This is a genomic window from Pseudomonas eucalypticola, from assembly GCF_013374995.1.
In the GTDB taxonomy this organism is placed as follows: Bacteria; Pseudomonadota; Gammaproteobacteria; order Pseudomonadales; family Pseudomonadaceae; genus Aquipseudomonas; species Aquipseudomonas eucalypticola.
The window spans coordinates 1,954,455-1,975,537 of sequence record NZ_CP056030.1 but is presented as its reverse complement, the minus strand read 5'-3'; the positions used below and the strand labels follow the sequence as shown (position 1 = coordinate 1,975,537).

At 63.4% G+C, this 21,083-nt stretch carries 23 protein-coding genes and 1 pseudogene; 9 read left to right on the top strand and 15 right to left on the bottom strand.

Annotated elements, in window-relative coordinates:
• The first annotated feature begins 35 nt into the window (after positions 1–35).
• Positions 36–911, top strand: a complete 876-nt coding sequence (locus HWQ56_RS09155) for a LysR family transcriptional regulator (RefSeq protein ID WP_209008704.1) — start codon at positions 36–38, stop codon at positions 909–911.
• A gap of 3 nt (positions 912–914) precedes the next feature.
• On the opposite strand, the pseudogene HWQ56_RS09150 reads toward HWQ56_RS09155, so the two are convergent.
• The 6 genes and pseudogenes from HWQ56_RS09150 to HWQ56_RS09125 all read right to left on the bottom strand — a co-directional run bounded on the left by HWQ56_RS09150 (position 915) and on the right by HWQ56_RS09125 (position 7,370).
• Positions 915–1,844: pseudogene (locus HWQ56_RS09150) on the bottom strand (2-hydroxyacid dehydrogenase).
• Positions 1,825–3,159, bottom strand: a complete 1,335-nt coding sequence (locus HWQ56_RS09145) for an MFS transporter (protein WP_176570257.1) — start codon at positions 3,157–3,159, stop codon at positions 1,825–1,827. Before HWQ56_RS09145 ends, HWQ56_RS09150 begins: the two are co-directional and overlap by 20 nt.
• A 217-nt stretch (positions 3,160–3,376) precedes the next feature.
• Positions 3,377–4,747, bottom strand: a complete 1,371-nt coding sequence (locus HWQ56_RS09140) for a GntT/GntP/DsdX family permease (protein WP_158158186.1) — start codon at positions 4,745–4,747, stop codon at positions 3,377–3,379.
• Between the two features lie 192 nt (positions 4,748–4,939).
• A complete protein-coding gene (locus tag HWQ56_RS09135; RefSeq protein WP_176570256.1) occupies positions 4,940–5,743 on the bottom strand; it encodes a sulfite exporter TauE/SafE family protein in 804 nt (267 codons plus the stop codon).
• A 6-nt stretch (positions 5,744–5,749) separates the two neighbouring features.
• A complete protein-coding gene (locus tag HWQ56_RS09130; RefSeq protein WP_158158188.1) occupies positions 5,750–7,003 on the bottom strand; it encodes an NAD(P)/FAD-dependent oxidoreductase in 1,254 nt (417 codons plus the stop codon).
• A gap of 13 nt (positions 7,004–7,016) precedes the next feature.
• Positions 7,017–7,370, bottom strand: coding sequence for an ArsR/SmtB family transcription factor (locus HWQ56_RS09125; RefSeq protein WP_158158189.1), 354 nt, complete (start codon positions 7,368–7,370; stop codon positions 7,017–7,019).
• Positions 7,371–7,453: 83 nt separating this feature from the next.
• Here HWQ56_RS09125 and HWQ56_RS09120 point away from each other — a divergent pair, with 83 nt between their 5' ends.
• The 4 genes from HWQ56_RS09120 (at position 7,454) to HWQ56_RS09105 (ending at position 10,536) form a co-directional block, all read left to right on the top strand.
• Complete coding sequence (locus HWQ56_RS09120) at positions 7,454–8,317, top strand: MBL fold metallo-hydrolase (RefSeq protein WP_176570255.1); 864 nt, start codon at positions 7,454–7,456, stop codon at positions 8,315–8,317.
• Between the two features lie 85 nt (positions 8,318–8,402).
• Positions 8,403–9,509, top strand: a complete 1,107-nt coding sequence (locus HWQ56_RS09115) for a Gfo/Idh/MocA family protein (protein ID WP_176570254.1) — start codon at positions 8,403–8,405, stop codon at positions 9,507–9,509.
• A 16-nt stretch (positions 9,510–9,525) separates the two neighbouring features.
• On the top strand, positions 9,526–10,056 hold the full coding sequence (locus HWQ56_RS09110) for a hypothetical protein (RefSeq protein ID WP_176570253.1): 531 nt from the start codon (positions 9,526–9,528) through the stop codon (positions 10,054–10,056).
• 78 nt (positions 10,057–10,134) lie between these two features.
• On the top strand, positions 10,135–10,536 hold the full coding sequence (locus HWQ56_RS09105) for a low affinity iron permease family protein (RefSeq protein ID WP_158158193.1): 402 nt from the start codon (positions 10,135–10,137) through the stop codon (positions 10,534–10,536).
• Positions 10,537–10,583: 47 nt separating this feature from the next.
• Here the strand turns inward: HWQ56_RS09105 and HWQ56_RS09100 are convergent, their stop codons facing one another.
• The gene (locus tag HWQ56_RS09100) at positions 10,584–10,901 is read right to left on the bottom strand and encodes an EthD family reductase (protein ID WP_158158194.1); all 318 of its coding nucleotides are present in this window, start codon (positions 10,899–10,901) and stop codon (positions 10,584–10,586) included.
• A 121-nt stretch (positions 10,902–11,022) separates the two neighbouring features.
• Here HWQ56_RS09100 and HWQ56_RS09095 point away from each other — a divergent pair, with 121 nt between their 5' ends.
• Positions 11,023–12,342, top strand: a complete 1,320-nt coding sequence (locus HWQ56_RS09095) for a cation:proton antiporter (protein ID WP_176570252.1) — start codon at positions 11,023–11,025, stop codon at positions 12,340–12,342.
• Here the strand turns inward: HWQ56_RS09095 and HWQ56_RS09090 are convergent.
• Positions 12,339–12,983: an HAD family hydrolase gene (locus HWQ56_RS09090; protein ID WP_158158465.1), complete on the bottom strand. Its 645-nt coding sequence runs from the start codon at positions 12,981–12,983 to the stop codon at positions 12,339–12,341. The two genes, HWQ56_RS09095 and HWQ56_RS09090, sit on opposite strands and share 4 nt — an antisense overlap.
• A 213-nt stretch (positions 12,984–13,196) precedes the next feature.
• Here HWQ56_RS09090 and HWQ56_RS09085 point away from each other — a divergent pair, with 213 nt between their 5' ends.
• From HWQ56_RS09085 to HWQ56_RS09075, 3 genes are all read left to right on the top strand, one after another.
• Complete coding sequence (locus HWQ56_RS09085; protein WP_176570251.1) at positions 13,197–13,679, top strand: DUF4142 domain-containing protein; 483 nt, start codon at positions 13,197–13,199, stop codon at positions 13,677–13,679.
• Positions 13,680–13,862: 183 nt separating this feature from the next.
• On the top strand, positions 13,863–14,084 hold the full coding sequence (locus tag HWQ56_RS09080; protein WP_158158463.1) for a hypothetical protein: 222 nt from the start codon (positions 13,863–13,865) through the stop codon (positions 14,082–14,084).
• Positions 14,085–14,094: 10 nt separating this feature from the next.
• Positions 14,095–14,517, top strand: a complete 423-nt coding sequence (locus HWQ56_RS09075; protein ID WP_158158462.1) for a 3-isopropylmalate dehydratase — start codon at positions 14,095–14,097, stop codon at positions 14,515–14,517.
• Positions 14,518–14,543: 26 nt separating this feature from the next.
• On the opposite strand, the gene HWQ56_RS09070 is transcribed toward HWQ56_RS09075, so the two are convergent.
• From HWQ56_RS09070 to HWQ56_RS09040, 7 genes are all read right to left on the bottom strand, one after another.
• On the bottom strand, positions 14,544–15,539 hold the full coding sequence (locus HWQ56_RS09070; protein ID WP_158158461.1) for a hypothetical protein: 996 nt from the start codon (positions 15,537–15,539) through the stop codon (positions 14,544–14,546).
• A 264-nt stretch (positions 15,540–15,803) separates the two neighbouring features.
• Entirely contained in the window at positions 15,804–16,805 is a 1,002-nt protein-coding gene (locus HWQ56_RS09065) for an ABC transporter substrate-binding protein (RefSeq protein WP_158158460.1), read from the bottom strand.
• 94 nt (positions 16,806–16,899) lie between these two features.
• Positions 16,900–17,766, bottom strand: a complete 867-nt coding sequence (locus HWQ56_RS09060) for an ABC transporter permease (protein WP_158158459.1) — start codon at positions 17,764–17,766, stop codon at positions 16,900–16,902.
• Between the two features lie 15 nt (positions 17,767–17,781).
• Positions 17,782–18,660 (bottom strand): ABC transporter ATP-binding protein, encoded by an 879-nt coding sequence (locus HWQ56_RS09055; protein ID WP_158158458.1) that lies wholly within the window; start codon positions 18,658–18,660, stop codon positions 17,782–17,784.
• 13 nt (positions 18,661–18,673) lie between these two features.
• Positions 18,674–19,558: a TauD/TfdA dioxygenase family protein gene (locus HWQ56_RS09050; RefSeq protein WP_158158457.1), complete on the bottom strand. Its 885-nt coding sequence runs from the start codon at positions 19,556–19,558 to the stop codon at positions 18,674–18,676.
• 127 nt (positions 19,559–19,685) lie between these two features.
• Complete coding sequence (locus HWQ56_RS09045) at positions 19,686–20,579, bottom strand: pseudouridine synthase (RefSeq protein ID WP_176570250.1); 894 nt, start codon at positions 20,577–20,579, stop codon at positions 19,686–19,688.
• A 55-nt stretch (positions 20,580–20,634) separates the two neighbouring features.
• Positions 20,635–20,949: a transcriptional regulator gene (locus tag HWQ56_RS09040; RefSeq protein WP_158158455.1), complete on the bottom strand. Its 315-nt coding sequence runs from the start codon at positions 20,947–20,949 to the stop codon at positions 20,635–20,637.
• Positions 20,950–21,083 lie beyond the last annotated feature (134 nt).

The following is a 21,083-nucleotide window of genomic DNA, read 5'->3' as shown; positions in this document are numbered from 1 at the left end:
CTGTACGGCCATGGATGTCCGGAAAGGGAGGTCATATGTTGGAGTCTGTCGCGGCCATTTCAGTGTTCGTGCAAGTGGCCGAGATAGGCAACTTTGTCGGCGCTGGGCGGGCGCTGGGGGTCTCGGCGTCGGCGGTGGGAAAACGTATCGCGCGGCTGGAGGAAACCCTGGGGGTGCCCCTGTTCAAGCGCACGACCCGCAGCGTGACATTGACGGTCGATGGCCAGCGCCTGCTGGACCGTAGCCGGCGCATCATCGAGGAATTCGAACACCTGACCAGCGAAGTGGCGCAGTCCGCGCAACTGCCCCGTGGCCGTTTGAAGGTAACGGTGGCGCCCATCAGCGATCGATTGGTCGACGCACTGGCGGTATTCAGCCGGCAATACCCCGAGATCGAACTTGAGGTCCAGTACACCGACCGGCTCATCGACCTGGTGGATGAAGACTTCGACCTGGCGATACGCGTCGGTGAGATCAGCGACAGCAACCTGCGCAGCCACTGGCTGGGCGACTTCACCCGGCTGATCGTCGCCTCCCCGCGCTACCTGCAGGAACACGGCACGCCCACCAGCATGCAAGCACTGACCGAACACAAGTTGCTGCATTATCGCCAGCCCAAGAGCGGCAAGATCGAGCCTTGGCCCGTCCGGCTTCCCGCCGGTGTCGAGTTGCCGGTCACGCTGATCTGCAATGACATGGCTGCGCGCATCGAGTTCGCCACCAAGGGCCTGGCCCTTGCCTGCCTGCCCGACCTGGTGATCCGCGAGCCGTTGGCCGACGGGCGCCTGGTTCCTTTGCACCTGGGCAGCGCGACCACGCGCTACCCGGTGTACGCGGTGTGGCCGCATTCGCGCATGTACACCGCCAGGTTTGGCGCGCTGCTCAACTACATCAAGGCGCTGAGGCTGTGACCCTCAGGCCGGGATCGGCGTGGGCAGCGGCTGGCCATTGAAAAACGCCGACAGGTTGGCGAGGGTCAGGTCTGCCATGGCCCGCCGTGTGGCCCAGGTGGCGCTGGCCATATGCGGCGTCAGCAGTACATTGTCCAGCCCCAGCAAGCCCGGGTGCGGTCGCGGCTCGTCTTCGAAGACGTCCAGCGCCGCGCCTGCCAGTTGCCGGGTGGCCAGGGCCTGGAAGAGCGCGGTCTCGTCCACCACGCTGCCGCGCCCGACGTTGATCAGGAAGCCCTCGGGACCCAGTGCGGCCAGCACCGAGGCATCGACCAGGTGTCGGGTCTGTGCGCCGCCGCCCACAGCCACCACCAGGAAGTCGACCTCGACCGCCAGTTGCCGGGCGTCGGCGTACCAGGTTTAGTCAACCGCCTGGCGGGTGCGGCCGCAGTAGGCGATGCGCATGCCGAAGCCCTCGGCGCGGCGGGCGATGGCCCGGCCGATGCGGCCCAGGCCGATAATGCCCAGGCGGGCACCACTGACCTTGCGGGTAAACGCGATGGGGCCATCGGCCCAGCGCCCCTGGCGCACGAAGCGGTCGGCCGGGGCTGTGCCACGGGCAATCCCCAGCAGCAGGGCCATGGCGAGGTCGGCGACGTCGTCAGTCAGTACGTCCGGGGTGTGAGTCACGGCGATACCCCGTTCGCGGGCGGCCGCCACATCGACGCCGTCATACCCTACACCGAAGACCACGATGATCTTCAGCGCAGGCAAACGCTCCAGCAAGTAGCGGGTAACCTTGGACTCGCCGTTGGCCACCAGGGCACGAATCTGTCCCGCCCCCTCCCCTAACCCGGTGCCCTGCTCGTCACTGTCCAGCACGGCGAAATCGGCGAACAGACGCTCGCTGAGCATGTCCGGCAGGCGGGCGATCTTAAGCACGTTTGCGTTCATCTGAAGTTCCTTGCACATGAATGTGGCCACGGGCGCGATCGGCGCCCAGGTACACCCCCAGCATGCCGCCCACCAGCAAGGCGCAGGCTACCAGCAGCAGGGCGTAGTCGTAGGTATGGGTGGCGTCCTTGATCCAGCCCATCACCGGCGGCAGGCCCAGCCCGGCGAGGTTGGCGATGGAGTTGATCAGGGCAATGGACACGGCCGCCGCCGGGCCCGACAGGGTTTCGGTGGTGGTGGCCCAGAACACCGGCGTTGCCGCCCAGTTCAGGGCCACTGCCAGCACCAACAGCCCATAGGCCAGGCCCTGGTTGCCGCACAGCACGGCCACGCCCAGCACCAGGCCAGACACCAGCAGCGGGCCGCCCAGGTGCAGAGAGCGCTCGCCGCGCCGGTCCGAATGCCGGCCGTTGAAATACATGAACACGCAGGCCAACAGGAAGGGCAAGGCTGACATCAGGCTGACCACGAAGGAGCCCTGCCCGGACACCGACTGCACGATCAGCGGCAAGAACAGCGTGATGCCGATGGTGCCGAATGCCTGCAGCAGCCAGAACAGGCTGAGCAGCCACACACGGGGGCTGCGAAAGGCCGCGTGCCAGGCGTCGTTGTGGGAAATCAGCGTGCCCGCCTGTTCGGCGGCCATGGTGGTCGACAGCCAGGCTTTCTGCGGTTCGTCGAGCCAGTGGGTGCTTTGGGGCGAATCCGGCAGGTAGCGCAGCACCACCACGCCGAGCACGGCGGCAGGAATGCCTTCGAGCAGGAACAACCAGCGCCAGCCGCTGACCGACCCCAGTCCATCCAGATGCAGGAAAGCGCCGGACAAGGGCAAGCCGATCACCGACGCGAGGGCCGCGCCGATGTAGAAGAATGACATGGCCTTGGCCCGGTCGCTGCGTGGGTACCACTGGGACAGGTAATAGATGATGCCGGGGGTGAAACCGGCTTCGGCGGCCCCCAGCAGCAACCGCATCACATAGAGCTGATTGGCGGTCTGCACCAGGCTCATGCCGGCGGCGACGATGCCCCAGGTGATCATGATGCGGGCGATCCAGCGCCGGGCACCGACCTTGGTCAGGATCAGGCTGCTGGGCACCTCCAGCAGGATATAGGTGAGAAAGAACAGGCCTACGCCCAGGCCGTACATGGACGCCGACAACCCCAGGTCGGCGTTCATCTGCAACGCCGCCACCGAAATGTTCGACTTGTCGATGTAGGCCACCATGTACAGCAGCATCAGGAACGGGATCAGCTTGAGGTTCAGCTTGGCCAGGGTACTGGCATGCAAGCCGTCGTTCAGCGTCGGCTGGGTCATGAGGGGTCTCTCGTTATTGTCGTTATCGAGTGGCAATGGGTGCCCTTGCCCAGACCTTAAACCAGCGGGAGCCAAACATTCAATATGTGAATTCAAATCCCCATATATGGGACGCGAAAATGCAGGCGTCGTAGCAGCGGACCTGGCCGCGTCACCCCCACCGCGCAACGCCAGATAGGCCGCGTGGCAAAACGCGGCCAGATCCGCCGGACTGCCGTTACGTCAGCCACCACCACAGCAGCAACGTTCCCACCAGCCCGACCACCGAGACAATGGTCTGCAACACCGACCATACCCAGATAGTCTGCTTGAGCTGCAGGCCGAAGTATTCGCGCACCATCCAGAAACCCGCGTCATTGACATGGCAGAAAAACACCGAGCCGGCACCGATGGCCAAGGCCACCAGTGAACTCTGGGTCGCCGCCAACCCCGCCATCATCGGCGCCAGGATGCCCGCCGTGGTGGTCGTCGCTACGGTGGCCGAGCCGGTGGCCTGACGCAATGCCACGGCAATCAGCCAGGCCAGCAGCAGGTATGGCAGGTGTGCGCCTTCGGCGGCCTTGCTGATGGTCTGGCTGACACCCGCATCGAGCAACGTCTGCTTGAGGCCGCCGCCCGCGCCGATGGTCAGCAGCAACACGGCAATCGGCGCCAAGGCCTTGCGCAGGGTAGTGCCCACCTGCTCACGGGGCAGACCATTGGCCCAGCCCAGGCAGACCACGGCGGCGAGCACGGCGATACCCAGGGCGATCAGCGGTTCACCGAGAAACTTCAAGGTCACGGACAGCGAGGTTTCAGGGGCCAGGGCCACCTTGGCCAGGGTACTGCCGAGCATCAGCAGCACCGGCAGCAGGATGATCAACAAGGAAATGCCGAAGCCCGGCTGGCGCTGACCGGACGGCTTGGCGTCGAACAACGCCCCCAGTTCGGCAGGCGCCTGCACGTCCATGCGGCGCGACAGCCAGTTGCCGTACAGCGGGCCAGCAAGGATCACCGCCGGTACCGCGAGGGTGAAGCCCAGCAGCATGGTCAGGCCGAGGTCGGCGTGCAGCGCGCTGACGGCGATCAACGGGCCAGGGTGTGGGGGCATCAGCGCGTGCAAGGTCGTCATCCCCGCCAGCGCTGGAATGGCGATCTTCAGCAGCGGCTGGCCCGACTGGCGGGCCATGACGAAGATGATCGGCACCATCATCACCAGCCCCACCTCGAAGAACAGCGGCAGGCCGATGACCATTGCCACCAACGCCATCACCCACGGCAGGCTGCGGCCCTTGCCCAGGCCCAGCAAGGTGCTGGCGATGCGGTCTGCCGCGCCGGACTCGGCCATCACCGCCCCCAGCATCGAGCCCAGCGCGATGATGATGCCCGCCTCGCCGAGGATCCCCCCGGCGCCTTTGCTGAAGGCCTTGGCCACCTCCTCCGGTGCCAAGCCGGCGCCGACCCCGGCGATGAAGGTGCCGACCAGGATGGACAGAAAAGGCGGCAGGCGAGTGACGCTGATCAGCACGATGATGGTGGCGATGGCCACCAGGCAACAGAGGATGAGACGGGTGTCGTGGGCGAGCCAGGCGATGGCGGTAGGGTCCACTGGGTGCTCCTTGTTCTTTGGACGATTATTGCTGCAACGTTTTGTTGCAAATCGGTCCGCAGCATACCGGATCGCCGCCGCCTCAGGACTCACTTGCGGGAAACAGACCGTGCCGTACCCCTGTGGGGAGCCTGACAGGGCGCGGCGCTCCATTCCCGAGCTTCGCCCGGTCCCACAGGAACCTCCGGACGGTCAGAGCACCTGCGACCCCAGGTACAACGTCACCCCAACGCATAACGCCGCGAAGCCTACCTGCAATACCCGCGCGGGCAACCTGGGCGAGAGCACCCGGCCTGCCAGCATGCCGACGACACTGGCGCCAATGAAATACCCGCCCGCCAGCGGGATGCGCACGCCCGCGTGCAAGGCGCCGAGGATCGCCGTGCCCGATACCAGGGCGATGACCATCAACGACGTGGCGATGATGCCGTGCACGCGGATATCGGTGAGTTGCCGGAACGCTGGCACCAGCAGGAAGCCACCGCCCACCCCCAGCAAACCGGTGAGGAACCCGCAGCAGGAGCCCACCACCGACAGGGTGAGGCTGCACCGCCAGGTCCAGTCCAGGCGCCCGGTGCGCTGGTTGAGCATGCAGTTCTTCTGTTCCCAGCTGTGGTCGATACCCGACCCCGCGCACGGCCGGTCACGGGACTGGCTGAACATGCGCCAGGCCACCACCAGCAGCACCGCGCAGAACAACCCCATTAGCCAGCGTTCTGGCAACCGGTGGGCCAGCAGCAGGCCGACGGGCGTGAACAAGGTACCCAACAGCGCCATCAACAGTGCTGCGCGCCAGCGCACGATACGTTGACGCAGGCCATCGATGGCGCCAACCGCCGCCGACACGCCAACGGCCAGCAAGGCCACCGGTGCCGCCTGGGTCATGGGCCATCCCAAGCCCAGCACCAGGGCCGGGACGGCCAGAATGCCGCCACCGGCACCGGTCAATCCCAGCACCAGGCCGATCAAACCACCCAACAGCAGTGCCAGCATCACCTGCCCCTATTCAGTGGTTGTGCAGCGCGTCAGCCATTCGCGGCCCTTGAGCATGCCATGCCAGTAGAACCAGGGCAGGAAATGCGCCTTGAGCCACCAGGCCGACCGCCGTGGCACGGTGGAGTCCAAGGGGAAAGTGGGCAACAGCTTGCCGCCATAGCCGAACTCGGCCAGGACCACCCGGCCCCGCTCCACGGTCAACGGGCACGAACCGTAACCGTCATAACGCAAGGACAGCGAGCGGCCCGCACGCTGGGACAGCAGGTTCTCGGCCACCACCACGATCTGCTTGCGCACCGCTGCGGCCGTCTTGGCGTTGCTGGTGGCGCAGACGTCGCCCAGGCCGAACACCTGGGGGTAACGCACATGCTGCAAGGTGGCGGGGTCCACCTCGCACCAGCCGCCCGGGTTGGCCAGGGCGCTGTGGCGCACGCAATCAGGTGCCACCTGCGGCGGCACCACGTGCAGCAGGTCGAAGGCCTTGGCCTGGCGCACGAGGTTGCCGTCGGCATCCTGGCTGTCGAACCAGGCCGTCTTCGCCGGGCCATCGACCTTCACCAACTGCGAGCCGAACGCCAGCCGCGCGCGGTACTTGTCGACGTACTGCATCAGGGCCGGCACGTACGCCGCCACCCCGAACAATGCCGGGCCGGCGAGGTTGAACTCCACGTCGATGGCGTTCAAAACGCCGCCACGGCGCCAATGGTCGCACGACAGGTACAACGCTTTCTGCGGCGCTCCGGCGCATTTGATCGGCATGCCCGGTTGGGTGAAGATGGCCTTGCCGCCCCGCAGCCCCTGAACCAGTTCCCAGGTGTAGGGCGCCAGGTCGAAACGATAGTTGGAGGTCACCCCGTTGCGGCCCAGGGTCTCTTCCAGACCTTCGATCTGCTCCCAGGCCAGGCGCAGGCCTGGGCATACCACCAGGTGCTGGTACGCCACCTGGCGACCGTCGTCCAGCACCACCCGCTGGCCCTCGGCGTCAATGGCGTGCACCGCGGCCTTGAGCCACTGCACCCCCTTGGGCAGCACGTCGGCCATGGGCCGTGCGGTCTTGCCGACAGCGTAGGCGCCACCCCCTACCAGGGTCCAGGCCGGCTGGTAGTAGTGGGTGTCGGAGGGTTCGACCAGGGTGACCGAAAGGCCAGGTTGGCGCTTGAGCAAACTGGCGATCAGGCCGATGCCGGCGGCGCCGCCGCCGATGATCAGGATGTCCGCGTTGCTGGCGGTCGCATCCTGTTGCTGCAGGTTATCGTGCATGCCGTCCACACTGTCATTGGGTAAGGGGTTGCGCACCAAGGCTGGTCAGCACGGTGCCGCAGTACAGGCCCGAAAGGGTCTTCATGACCTGGATCACTTCATGGCTGGCCAGCCCGTAGAAAATGTATTTGCCCTCGCGGCGCGTGGCCACCAGGCCTTCGTCGCGCAACACCCCCAGTTGCTGGGACAGGGTGGGCTGGCGCACGCCGGTGCCGGCTTCCAGCTCGCCGACATTGCGCTCACCCTGGGTCAACTGGCAGAGGATCAGCAGGCGGTCCTCGTTGGCCAGCGCCTTGAGCAGCGCGCAGGCCTTGGAGGCGCTGGCGCGCAGGCGTACGACGTCGTCGGTGGTCAGGCAGGTTTCCATGGGCAGGGGTCGCTCTCGATCACTTTCTGTGATTACATTATGTTTAAATATAGATTATTGAACAATAGAGTGTGGAGCAATTCATGAGCCCACTGATCCAGCCTTTCTTCGACCAGGGTTCCTCGACCTTCAGCTACGTGGTGTACCAGGCGCCTGGCAGCGCCTGCGCCATCATCGATTCGGTGCTGGACTTCGACCCCAAGTCCGGCCGAACCGGCACCGAGCATGCCGACACCATCGCCGCCTTCGTGCGCGAGAACGGCCTGAGCGTGCAGTGGTTGCTCGAAACCCATGCCCATGCCGACCACCTTTCCGCCGCCCCCTACCTGCGCAGCCAACTGGGCGGCCAGATCGCCATTGGCGAGGGTATCCGTCAGGTGCAGAAAGTGTTCAAGGCCGTGTTCAACCTGGAACCGAACTTCCGCCTGGACGGTTCGCAGTTCGATCGGCTGCTGCAGCCGGACGAAACCTTCGCCATCGGCGACATGAGCGTGCGAGCCTTGCACGTGCCCGGCCACACCCCCGCCGACATGGCATTCCTGGTGGGCGAGCAGGACCTGTTCGTCGGCGACACGCTGTTCATGCCCGACGTGGGCACGGCCCGCTGCGACTTCCCCGGCGGCGACGCCGCGCAGTTGTACCGGTCCATTCGCACCTTGCTGGCCTTCCCCGCCGACACCCGCTTGCACCTGTGCCACGACTACCCGCCCGAGGGCCGCACTGAACAGTCCCAGACCACCGTGGCCGCCCAGCGCCAGGGCAACATCCATGTACGCGATGGCATCGACGCGGCGCAGTTCGTGGCCATGCGTACGGCCCGCGATGCGACGCTCGCCATGCCGGTGCTGTTGATGCCGGCGGTGCAGGTGAACATTCGTGCGGGGGAACTGCCGCCGGCCGAAGACAACGGCGTGCGTTACCTGAAGATCCCGCTCAACCGCTTCTGACACACGCCGGGGGAACTTGTCCGGCCCAGGCTTGCCCATTCCTGAGGGGCTGGTATTCCACCCGCCCGCTTTCAGGAGTCATGACATGCCCGATGCTCAAGGCAAGGTTCGTTACGCGGTCGTCGCCGGCGGCTGGATTTCCCAGGGTGCGTTCATGCCCGGTGTCGGCCAGACCGACAACTCGGTGATGACCGCGCTGGTGACCGGCGACCCCGTGAAGGGCCGGGACCTGGCCGCCCACTATCACCTCAAGAGCTACCACTACGACGACTACGCCACCTTGCTGGCCAGCGGCGAAATCGATGCGGTGTACATTGCCACACCGAACTTCCGCCACCGTGAGTTCGCGGTACCGGCACTGGAAGCCGGCATTCATGTGCTGCTGGAAAAACCCATGGCCACCAGCGAGGAAGATTGCCTGGCGATCAACGCCGCCGCCGAACGCGGCAATGCGCTGTTGATGATCGCCTACCGCCTGCACTGCGAACCCGCCACCGTGGAGCTGGTTGGCACGTTGCGCGCTGGCGCCATCGGCGAACCTCGGTTGTTCACCTCCTCGTTCAGCCAGTTGACCAAGACCTCCAACCACCGCGCCCAGCATGGCTATTGGGCCGGGCCCGTCGTGGACATGGGCCCCTACCCGCTTAACGCGGTGCGCAACCTGTTCGGGGGCGAGCCCCTGGAAGTCTCGGCCATGGGCGTGAACACCCCAGGCCGCGACATCAACACCTACGACACGGTCAGTGTGACCCTGCGCTTCAGCGACGAGCGCCTGGCACATTTCACGGTCAGCTACAGCCTGCCCGGCAGCCAGCGCTTCCAGCTGTTCGGCAGCAAGGGCGAGATCGACGCTTCACCGTGCTTCGGCTTCGGCGAAGGGGTGGCGATCGGTTACCAGCTGATCGTCGACGGCAAGACCGAGCAACACAGTGCTCCGGTAGTGGACCAGTTCGGCGGCGAAACCCAGTACTTCTCCGACTGCATTCTCAAGGGCGAGAAACCCGGCCCGGACGGCGATGAAGGCTGGCGTGACGTGCGCGTGCTGGCGGCCATCGAGAAAGCCCTGGAAACCGGCCAACCGCAACGCCTGGAGCCCCTGGCGCCACGCGCCGATATCCAACCGGGGCAAGCTCGCCAGTTGCCCTTGGCCAAGGTGCCGGCCTACATCAACACTGCCGAACCGAATGACTGACACCGAGGAAGCGCGCTTGAGCAGGATCATCACTTCACGCGTGCCGGGTGCCGAGGACAGCAGCGATAGCGAAAACGCGCTGATGTTCGGCACCCCCAAGGACCGCCTGGATTTCTACCGGCGTGAAATCCAGTATGAAACCGCCATTCTCTCCAACCGTACCAACAGCTACCTGTCGGCGCAGTCATTCCTGGTGATCGCCTACGCCTCGTCCATGGCCAACCTGAACCCCGAGTGGGGCAAGGTGTTCACCCTGGTGGTGCCACCGGTGCTGGCGCTGTTGGGAGTACTGTGCTCGCTGAATGCCTGGCCAGGCATTCGCGCGGCCTACGACATCATCGACCACTGGCACTTCAAGCAGAGTGGCCTGCTGCGCGACCTGCCGGCCATGGGCCTGGCCTATGACGACGGGCCGCTGTTCAGCGAAATGGAGTCTACGCACAAGGGCTATCGCAAATCGCTGATGTTCTCCATTCGAGCGCCGTGGTTGTTCGCCGGCTTCTGGGTGGGATTGGGCGTGTTTGCCGTGATGATCCAGATCAACTAGATGAAACCGTGCATGTAACAAAGAATTTCAACCGTCGAGCGGGGTCTACCCAGTGACCCCCTTTACGGAACCACTGCCATGAAATTCTCGTTGTTCTCCAATGCCTTGTCCAAAGCTGCCGGCAGCTCGCGCACCTTCGTCGCCGCTGTGGTGCTGATCGTGATCTGGGCGGCCACGGGGCCGCTGTTCCATTACAACGATACGTGGCAACTGATCATCAATACCTCGACCACCATCATCACCTTCCTGATGGTGTTCGTGATCCAGAACACCCAGAACCGCGACAACGACATGCTGCACATCAAGATCGACGAATTGCTGCGCGCCACCCATGAAGCGCAGAACGCGGCGCTGGACCTGGAAGATCTGGATGCCAAGGAATTGAAGACCATCCGCAAACAGTACAAGGCGATGGGCACCAACGAAACCATCGAGGTGACGGAGTCCACCACCACCCTCAAGGATGATCACGACGCCTGAGCCGCCCTGCGGGCCCGGGTGAACCTCGGGCCCACAGCGGCAACTTCTCAGACTTCGGCCAGCACTTCGCTGATCTGGATCACGGGCACCAGGTCGGTGTAATTGGGAATATCGCCATTGAGCACGTCGGCGTGGGGACCAAAGGCTTCAGTGAAGCTTTCCAGCGTGTCGCAATAGAAGTGGCACAACCCCAGGTACGTCGGCGGAGTTCCGGGTGCGCCACCTGCCAGCCCTTTCTCCACCGAGTACTTCAGGCACGCGGCCCCCATCAGTTCCTTGAGCAAGGGCATGTGCTTGTCGCGGTAGTAATCGAAATCGAACCGCGCGCCGTTCTGGTAGGGGTACATCACGCTGACTTTGATCATGGCGTTCTCCTGGGCAAAGAATTGTCCGCACGATAGTAGCGCCAATTCAACTAACCGGTCGCGGCAAAGTCACAGTTAATGATTGCCCCACATCATATTGCCGCCAGGCCTTAGGAGTTCGATGAGTTTCATACTGTGGATGTCAGTGCTGGGCGCCCTGCTGCTGTTGCTGGCCTTGACGTCTTCCTACCTTCGCTGGCTGCCGGTAACGACGTCGGCCGTGTGCCTGGCCTTTGGCATGGGCCTGGGGCCCCTTGGCCTGGGCCTGGTGAACATGGATTTCGCCCGGGCCTCGACCTGGTTGCAGCGCCTGACCGAGATGGCGGTGCTGTTCTCGCTGTTCAGCACCGGCGTCAAGCTGCGGCTGGGGCTGCGCCGCACGGCTTGGCGCGCTTCGTACCTGCTGGCAGGCCCCGTGATGCTGCTGTCCATCGCCGGGGTTGCGGCCGTGGCCCATTACGGCCTACATCTGTCGTGGGGGTTGTCGGCGCTGCTGGGCGCGATGCTGGCCCCCACCGACCCAGTGCTGGCGGCGATGGTCCAGGTCAACAGCGCCCATGATTTCGATCGGGTGCGCTATGGGCTGTCGGGCGAGGCCGGGCTCAACGACGGCGTGGCCTTTCCCTTCGTGATTTTCAGTCTGATGATGATCGACCACCTGGACATGGGCATGGCCGATATCGGCATGTGGGCCTTGCAGAACCTGGCTTGGGGGGTACCGGCGGGGCTGGCCATCGGCTACGGGCTGGGGCGGCTGCTGGGGCAGTTGATGATTCGCCAACGGGTACGCAACAAGGACAGCATCGAGTCGCCCAACGACTTCCTGGCGCTGGCGCTCATCGCCATCAGCTATGTAGTGGCCTACGGGGTGGGAGCTTTCGGCTTCTTGTCGGTATTCGCCGCTGGGGTGGGCCTGCGCCAGGCCGAGGCGCGCGCGTCCCATTCCGAAGTCCCGGCCGAGCACCTGGCCAAGCCACGCGACGCCCACGCCGCGGTACCGGCGCCGGATGAACTGGCGGGTGAGCAACTGGCCGCCGGGGTGATGATGGACGACATCCTGACCTTCGGCGACCTGGTGGAGCGCTCCATGGAAGTGCTGCTGATTACCCTGCTGGGCGCAGCACTGTCGCTGTATTGGGACTGGCGCGCCATCGGTCTGGGCCTGGCGCTGTTCTGTATCATCCGCCCGGCCAGCGTCTGGCTGCTGGTGCGCGGCAAGCACCTGGACGGCCACCAGCGCGCCCTGCTGGGCTGGTTCGGCATCCGTGGCATCGGCTCGCTGTATTACCTGTGCTTCGCCATTGCCCACGGTTTGCCTGCCGACCTTCAACACACCGCGATCAGCCTGACCTTGTCAGTAGTGGCCCTGAGCATCCTGTTGCATGGCATCAGCACCCAGCCGCTGCTGGACCATTACGAGCGCCGGCACCGGCACGGTTAGCCAAGGCTCGCCAGCAGCGCCTTGAGGGCCGCGTAGTCGGGCACGTGGTGGAAACCCGGCTGGCCGTGGAAGGCAGAAAAATCGGTATCGCCGTAGCCCGCCACCACGGTGCCCGCCGCCAGCCCCGCTTGCACACCAGGCACACTGTCATCGACCAGCAGGCATTGCTGTGGCGCCAGGTCGAGCACCTGGGCGGCGGCCAGAATCAATTCCGGCGACGGCTTCCAGGCGTTGACCTCGTAGGCACTGACGATATTGCCTGCAAAAGCCTCCCACAGCCCGGCCGTCTTGAGGCACGTCTCGACCTTGGCACGCGGGCCATTGGTGGCCACGCACTTGGGCAACTTCAGTTCGCGGACAAAATCCAGTGCGCCGGGCATCGCGTCGAGACCTTGGGCGAACAGATCAAGGCTGCGGCCGCGGAAGTCGCTCATGAAGGGTTCAGCGTCCAGGTGCGCATGTTCTTCGCACAATTCGCCGACGAAAATAGCGAACTGCACGCCGCGAAAACGCCGCAACACTTCGTCATGGGGCAAATGGATGTCGCGCTCGGCCAGCAGTTCGCGCAGCAGGCCCGCCGCCATGCGTTCGCTGTCGACCAGGGTGCCGTCGCTGTCGAAAATAACGCCTTCAATGCTCAATGCTTCACTCCACACTGGAAAATCACTCGCCCAGAGCCTGCCCCGCCTCGCCCGCTTTGTCCACCCTGGCCCGGCCATCGGCCGTGGCGGCGCTGGCTTGCCAGCAAACTTTTGGGCTAGGCTGGGCAAGGTGAGCAAAGCTTCATTTGCCCTGCGCACGCAAACGGATTCTCATACGCCCATTTGCCCCCATGCCTACCGCGAGACGCCCTGATGAACCATCGCACACCCTTGAAAATCGGCCTGGCCCTGCTGCTCGCTGGCACTGGCACCGCCTTCGCCGCGCCCAATACTTTTGTCACCAATGCGCTGAACGCCGGCGCTGCTGAGATTCTACTGGTCCAGCAAGCGGGCGATAAATTCAAGCAAGCCGACATGCAAACCTACGTCGGCGTGATGGTCAAGGACCACACGATCTTCAATGAGCAACTGACGGAACTGGCGAAAAAGCACGACATCGACGTGCCAGTGCCGCCGACCCGGGTCATCCCCTCCCCGGCCGTGGCGGGCAAGAGCCCGGAGGCCAGTTTCGCCATTGGCCAGGTCAAGGTCACTCAGCATTTGCTCGACCTTTACACCGCAGAGGCCAACAGCAATGACGACCCGGACCTGAAGGCCTTCGCCACCGCGCAACTGAAAGACGTGCAGCGCCATGAGAAAATGGCCACGCGTTTGCAGAAAACCTACAAGAAGTAGCCTCGCCTTGTAGCAGCGGACCCGGCCGCGTCACAGGCACTGCGTTGCATCCGGCATACCGCATGCACCGCGCACGCCCCCAGGTCCTGCTTGCATCGGCACCCCCGACGAAGAATTGTCCATCACCTGTCACCATTGAGTGCTACCTTGATCTCATCCCGCGTATCTCTTCAAGGAGCGATCATGGCCCATCAGATGTTTTCCAGCGTTATCGCCTATTCGCAGCACTGCGAGCGGGTGATCAAGGAGATGTTGCATGCCCGCCCCAGCCTGGACCGGCAAAAGGTCATGACCTGGGTGGACGAACAGGCCCATGCCCATTCCGAGGGCGAGCCGCTGGAGTACCTCAAGGCGTTGAGCGCCAAGGTTCGCGCTGGCCAGCCGATGCCCTGGGACACCAAATAGAGGACCGCCCATGCGCCTGATGTGCACTGCGTTATGCGTGTTGCTGGTCGGTGGCTGTTCCTCCTACCGTTCCGACCATCCCGACCCCGTGCCCCAGGAGCGCTTGCTGGGCTATCAGGCGGCGGTGGATAACGGCAGTACCCTGGTGGTGCACCGTGATATCGGCATGCTCGGTGGCGGTTGCTACGTGGCGGTGCTCATCGACCGCACCGTGGCAGCGCGCATCGGCATCGGCGAGGTGGCCACCTTCAAGGTGCCGGCTGGCGAACGCGTGGTCGGCATTGCCACCGACAAGGCCGATGACACCCTGTGCGGCAAGGGCAGCCTGTCCCGCGAGATCATGGTCCAGGCCCCGGCGGGGCAGGACGCGCGGGTACGGATCGTCAGCGAAAACAAGCAGGGCTTTGCCATCCTGCAGGACAAAGCCCCCTGATTGCCCGGTAGACCGCGCCAGTCTTTTCAACACTGTCCTGCGTAGACGAGTTCGATATCATCAATGTGGTAATCATTACCCAGACTTTCCGCGCAGTCGTTCCCGATATGCAATTGGACAGACGACGACGGTGCCACGAAGGTTCCCTCCAGGACTTGCCATTCGCGGGTGATAGGCGATGCTTCGGCGATTCGACCGCCCGCCTCTGGAACCTCCAGGTAAAGCTGCGTGTTAGTGTAATTATTGGTTGATCGGTACGATAGCCTGAAGCAATAAGGCGCACCGCATTTCAGATCGTTGAACGTTTTAACCAGGATGACGCCTGCAATCGTAGGGTTCGGCGTACCGACGTACAGGTAATGGTCGCTATCTGTACCGCCTATTTTGAAATAGGTGAGATCTTCAGACGCTGCTGGCCCATGCTGCCAGCCATTGAATGTGCCATCTTCAAAATCTGTCAGCTCGCGATAGAGGGCCAGCATGCAAGCCCCTTCGGGAAAGCGAAACGCTTCCTGCTCGGCGACACAGGATTCGGGGTTGAAGCTAACTTTCATCTCGAGCCGAAGCGTGCTGCAAGGAACCAATTTCTCGAGTTCGGTCTTTGGGAGCGACCGCCCGAAACCATTGGCGATGTCCGCTTCGGTCACCGGATCACCGTCACTCAGGGGGATCACCAACGCGCGCCCGTTGCGGGTCACACCAACTGCGGCCAGCCAGACCCGTTGCCCCATGGCCATTGCCGGCCAGTTGGCAACAGTCACCTGCGCATCACCTGCAAGAAGGTTTACGTCAAGCAAGCCACATAGCGCCTCCGCAATTTGCGGGGTAGGCAGTACACAAGGGGACTGCCGTTGTACGATCACCACTCCATCGTAGTGCACCCGAAAAACCCCCGAGGACGGGCCGCCCATTTGCTGCAGCGCCTGCGTGATGGGTTCGCTCGACAGAGGTTGTACCAAGCCACCTGAATCCTGCGCTGCAAGCAGCAGTGGGCGCGGAACGCTAAATAGGGAAGAAGGCATCGCAACATTCCTTGAAACAAGGGTGAAATGCCATTGAACGTTGCACCAGAGGGGATGCACAACTGTCAAAACCAACAGTGGCGAATCTGACAGTTTTCCTCCCAGCTGGAAACGGCGATGAGCTTCTGAGACGTGGGGTGCTCGCTGGCAGGCCCACTCTTCCAGGAAACGCACCGGTAGTGCCCCGCAGACAGCGGACACGTCCGGCCACCCCCACGCCAGAGCTTCCTCAACCGCTGAAATGCAGCCTCACGGGAGCGACATTCAGCTCCCTGCCCCACCATGGGCTTCTTCGAAGAAGAAGTCCTTCCAGCTACCCGCCTTGTTCTTCAACACGCCCAGCTCATTCAGCTTCTCGGCATACACCCCGGTGCGCTGGGGCACGATGGTGAAGTCGATCTCCGGGTCGTTGACGATCTTCTCAACCAATGCCAACGGCAACTTCGACTGCTCGACGCGGATGTAGGTCTTGGCCGCTTCGGTCTTGTTCGCCTTGATGTACTGCGACGCCTCGGCCAGGGCGTCGTAGAACGCCTTGTAGGTCTTGGGGTTTTCGTCGTGGAATTTCTGCGTGGTGTACAGCACGTTGAACGTCGCCTGGCCACCCAGCACGTCGTAGGAACTGAGCACTTCGTGCACCTTCGGGTTTTCCAGTTCCTGATACTGGAACGGCGGGCTGGAGAAGTGCGCGGTGATCTCCGAGCTGCCGGCGATCAGCGCCGAGGTGGCGTCCGGGTGCGGGATGCTCACCGAGTAGTTGTCAAAGCGCTTGAAGTCGGCGTCACCGAAGACCTTGGCGGTCTCGATCTGCAAGGTGCGCGACTGGAAGCCCACGCCCGCGGCCGGCACGGCAATGCGGTCCTTGTCCGTGAAGTCCTTGAGGGTCTTGATGTTCGGGTTGTTGGTCAGCAGGTAATTGGGCATCGAGCCCAGGGAGGCGATGGCCTTGACGTTCTGCCGGTCCTTGGTGCGGTCCCAGATGGTCAGCATCGGCGGCACACCTGCCGACACCACGTCCAGGGCGCCGGCCAGCAGCGCTTCATTCATCGCAGTGGCACCGGAAATGCTGTTCCAGTCCACGGTGATGTCGATGCCCTCTTCCTTGCCGTGCTTCTCGATCAGTTTCTGGTCACGCACCACGTCGAGGATCAGGTAACCGATGCCGAACTGCTGGGCGATGCTGATCTTGCCCTCGGCGTGGGCGCTGGTGGTGAGGACCGCACCCATGAGGCCCAGGGCGAGGGTAATTCGGGAAAGCATTGGCATGAAAGTTCCTTGATTTAAGCGGCAAGCCGCACGTAAAGACAGACCGCGATGACGCCACTTACCGCTATTGACGTGCAGCTCATGGCGCAGCGCTTCAGCGCTGCATGCCCCATTTCTTGATGGTGAGGCGCTCGAAAGTGTTGAACAGCAGATTTTCCACCAGCAAGCCGATGATGATCACCGCCGCCAGCCCCGCGAAGACCTTGTCGGTATACAGCTCGTTGCGGTTCTGGAAGATGTACCAACCCAGGCCGCCCTTGCCCGACGAGGCACCGAACACCAGTTCGGCGGCGATCAGGGTGCGCCAGGCGAACGCCCAGCCAATCTTCAGGCCCGCCAGGATCGACGGCAGCGCCGCGGGGATCAGGATGTACCAGACGAACCGCAAGCCGCGCAGGCCATAGTTGCGCCCGGCCATGCGCTGGGTTTCCGACACGGCCAGGAAGCCTGAATAGGTATTGAGCGCCAACGCCCACAATACCGAATGCACCAGCACGAAGATCAGGCTGTTGTCGCCCAGGCCGAACCACAGCAGCGACAGCGGCAATAGTGCGATGGCCGGCAATGGGTTGAACATGGCGGTCAGGGTGCTGAGCAGATCACGCCCCAACTGGGTGGAGACCGCCAGCGTGGTCAGGCCGAACGCCAGGACGATACCGATCAGGTAGCCCTTGACCAGCACGGTCAGGGAAATCCACACCTTGCCCAGCAGCTCACCGGTCACGATGCCATCGACAAAGGCGTGGGCCGTCTGCAGGAAGCTGGGCAGCAGCAGGTCGTTGTTCTGGATACGCGCGGCAACCTCCCAGAGCACCGCCAGGGCGATCAGGATCACGGTCTTGCGCACCCAGCCCTGTTGCCAGATACGCTGGGCCAGGGAAATGTCCCGGGCCAGGGCGGCCTGGGTAAAAGGTTCGAGCGTGATTTCATATTCTTCACGCACAGGCGTTTGCAGGCTCATGGCAAGGCTCCGGGGTCAGTAGGCGATGCGGATATCGTGGAAACCCAGGTCCTGCTCGACCGGCCCCTGGGCTTCGTCGAACAGCAACCGGTGAATCCGCTGGGCACTGGCCTGGAAGGCCACGCCACCGAGGCTCTGCAAATCGTATTCGTGGCTGTTGATCTCGGCACGCACGCGGCCCGGGTGTGGCGACAGCAACAGGATGCGGTTGCCCACCACCAGCGCCTCCTCAATGGAGTGGGTGACGAACAGCAAGGTGAAACGCACTTCCTGCCACAGCTCCAGCAACTCTTCCTGCATCTTGCGCCGGGTCAATGCGTCAAGCGCGGCGAAGGGCTCGTCCATCAACAGGATCTTGGGCTGCATGGCCAGGGCGCGGGCAATAGCCACGCGCGCCTTCATGCCGCCGGACAGGGTGTGCGGGTAGGCGTTGGCAAAGGCACTCAGGCCCACCTTTTCCAGGTAGTGGCGTGCACGCTCTTCGGCTTCGCGACGCTTGAGCGTACGGGAGGCCAGCAGCGGGAACATGACGTTTTCCAGCACGGTCTTCCACGCCGGCAACTGGTCGAATTCCTGGAACACCACGATGCGGTCAGGCCCTGGTTCAGTGACGATATCGCCGCCCAGGCGGATTTCGCCCTCGCTGGGCTTGATGAAGCCGGCGACGGCCTTGAGCAGGGTTGACTTGCCGCAGCCCGAGGGGCCCAGCAGCACGAAGCGGTCACTGCGGTCCACTTCGAAGCTGACCTGATGGGTGGCCCGCACCACGCGCTCAGGAGTGCGATATTCGAGACTGACGTTGCTCACTTGCAGCAGGGCTTCAGGGGTCACCTGATGGCCTGGCTGCGCAGGTAACACATCGCTGGCCGTGTGGCCTTGCAGTACAGCGTTCATGGTGACTCCTGATTCAGAACGGCGCATCGCCCTGGATGGTGGTGCGGTACAGCTTGCGACGCAGGTGCTCGGGCGTGCCAGCGGCCAGGTGGATCAGCGAACGGTTGTCCCAGAACACCATGTCGTGGGGCTGCCACTGGTGGCGGTAGACGTTCTCCGGGCGCACGCTGTGCGCGTACAACTGGTCGAGGATGTCGCGGCTTTCGTCTTCCGGCAGGCCAACGATATGGGTGGTGAACCCCTCGCTGACGAACAACGCCTTGCGGCCGTTTTCCGGGTGCGTACGCACCACCGGGTGGCTGACGGTCACGACCTGGGCCAGTTGCTCCGCCGTCAGGGTGGGGCGCCAGTTGGCGGCATTCTTGCCCTCGCTGTAGCGAGCGGTGTAGGAATGCACCGCCAGTTTGCCTTCCACGGCGTCCTGCAGGTGCTGCGGCAGCGTGTCCCAGGCGCGGTGCATGTCGGCAAACAGGGTGTCTCCACCTTCGCTGGGCAGTTCCTGGGCGTAGAGCATCGAACCCAGGCTTGGCAGTTCCTTATAGGAAAGGTCCGAATGCCAATACTTGCCAGCGTCACCCAGCCCGACCGGCTGGCCGTTCTCGACGATGTTGGAGACGATCAGGATTTCCGGGTGGCCGGCCAGCAGGAATTGCTTGAGCACATGGATCTGCAGCACGCCAAAACGGCGGCTGAAGTCGATCTGTTGCTGCGGGGTAATGTGCTGGTCGCGGAACACCACCAGGTGGTAATCCAGGTGCGCACGGTGAATGCGGGCAAAATCTTCATCGTTGAGCGGACGGCTCAGGTCCAGACCGACGATCTCGGCGCCCACCAGGCCTTGCAGCGGGCGAACTTCGAAGGTCTGGGAAGGCAGGGGGGCGAACGATAAGGCGGACATGCGGGGCTCCGGCTCTGGCTATTGAGTACGAGACAGTGATGTCGAAACTCTATAGGCATAAGAACCGAAGTTTAAATATCGTTATTGCATAACCATATCACTGGAAAATGTGAGCGCTTCTGGTGCATCAACCGTCGAGGGTCAAGCGGCTTTCGAAAAAGCGCGGCTCACCAGTCAAGGGGTCGTTGAACGCCAGGCGTTTGGCTAGCAACTTGAGTGGCTTGGTGTAGTCATCTTCCTCCCCCTGGGCGCAAACCTCGGGATAGAACGGGTCGTTGCACAGGCTGGCCCCCAACGCAGTCATGTGCACCCGCAACTGGTGGGTCTTGCCGGTGATGGGGTACAGCCGATACCGCCACAGGTCGCCCATCTTCTGCGCCACTTCCACGCGGGTTTCACTGTTGATGACCCCCGCCACTTCCTGCATGCGGAAGAAAGGTTCGCCATGGACCATGCGGCTGGTGTGCACCAGGGGAAATGTCAGGTGCGGCAACGCAGGGGCAATGGCCTCGTAGCATTTGTCGATCTGGCGGTTGGGAAACAGCGCCTGGTACGCCGAGCGGCTGGCCGGGTTGGCGGAAAACAGTACCAACCCGGCAGTATGGCGGTCGATACGGTGCAGGGGTACCAAATGCGGGTTGCCCAGGCGTCGAATCAGGCGGCGCAGCAAGGTGTGCTCCACGTACTCGCCGGTAGGCGTCACCGGCAGGAAGTGGGGTTTGTCCGCGACCACCAGGTGTTCGTCGACGTGCAGGATGCTTTCCTGTGCCGCGATGGGCCGTTCATTGGCCACTTCGCGGAAGTAGTGAATGCGCAGCCCCTGTTTGTAGGGCAGGTCGACGTCAATGGGCTTTCCCTGGGCGTCCAGCACACGGCCGCGGGCGATACGGTCGAGCCACTGGGCACGGTCGATGGCCTTGAAGTGGTCACACAGGCAATCGAGCACCGTGGCCCACGTACCGGATGGCAGGCTGAGCGTACTGGCCTGATGGTGGGCGGGGTTGAACGGGGCGTCGGGCATGGCGGGCTCTGAGGTCAAGGCAGCCTGGTATTATCCCCCAAGCCCCCGCCCGCTGTCATCGGGCCTGGGCCACACGCGCCGCATCGGTGAACTCCTTGAGCCAGCGCAGCACCTGGACGGCCTCCCAGCGGGTGGGGTCGTACAAGGCGTAAAGCAAGCCCTCGTAGCCGACCACATCCAACGGGCGATGGTAGCCAGCACGCTGGAACAGGGCTTCGATTTCGGCGAAACAGGTGTTGAAATGCAGCTTGTTGAACGGGGTCTTGCCCTCGGTCACCAGGCCATCCAGGCGCAGCTCAAGTACCGCTTCGCTGACCACGTCGGGGTTCATGCGGTTGACGCTGTATTTCAGTTGTTCGACGTTGACCACGCGGGCAATCCTCTGGCTTCGGCGCGCAAGGCAGGCATGGGTACCGAGGTACCTCGCACTTGCGCAATACTGTATCTTTATACAGCTTAAGGTGCTGCCCGCCCCGCCGTCAATCGCACAATGATCGGCGGTGC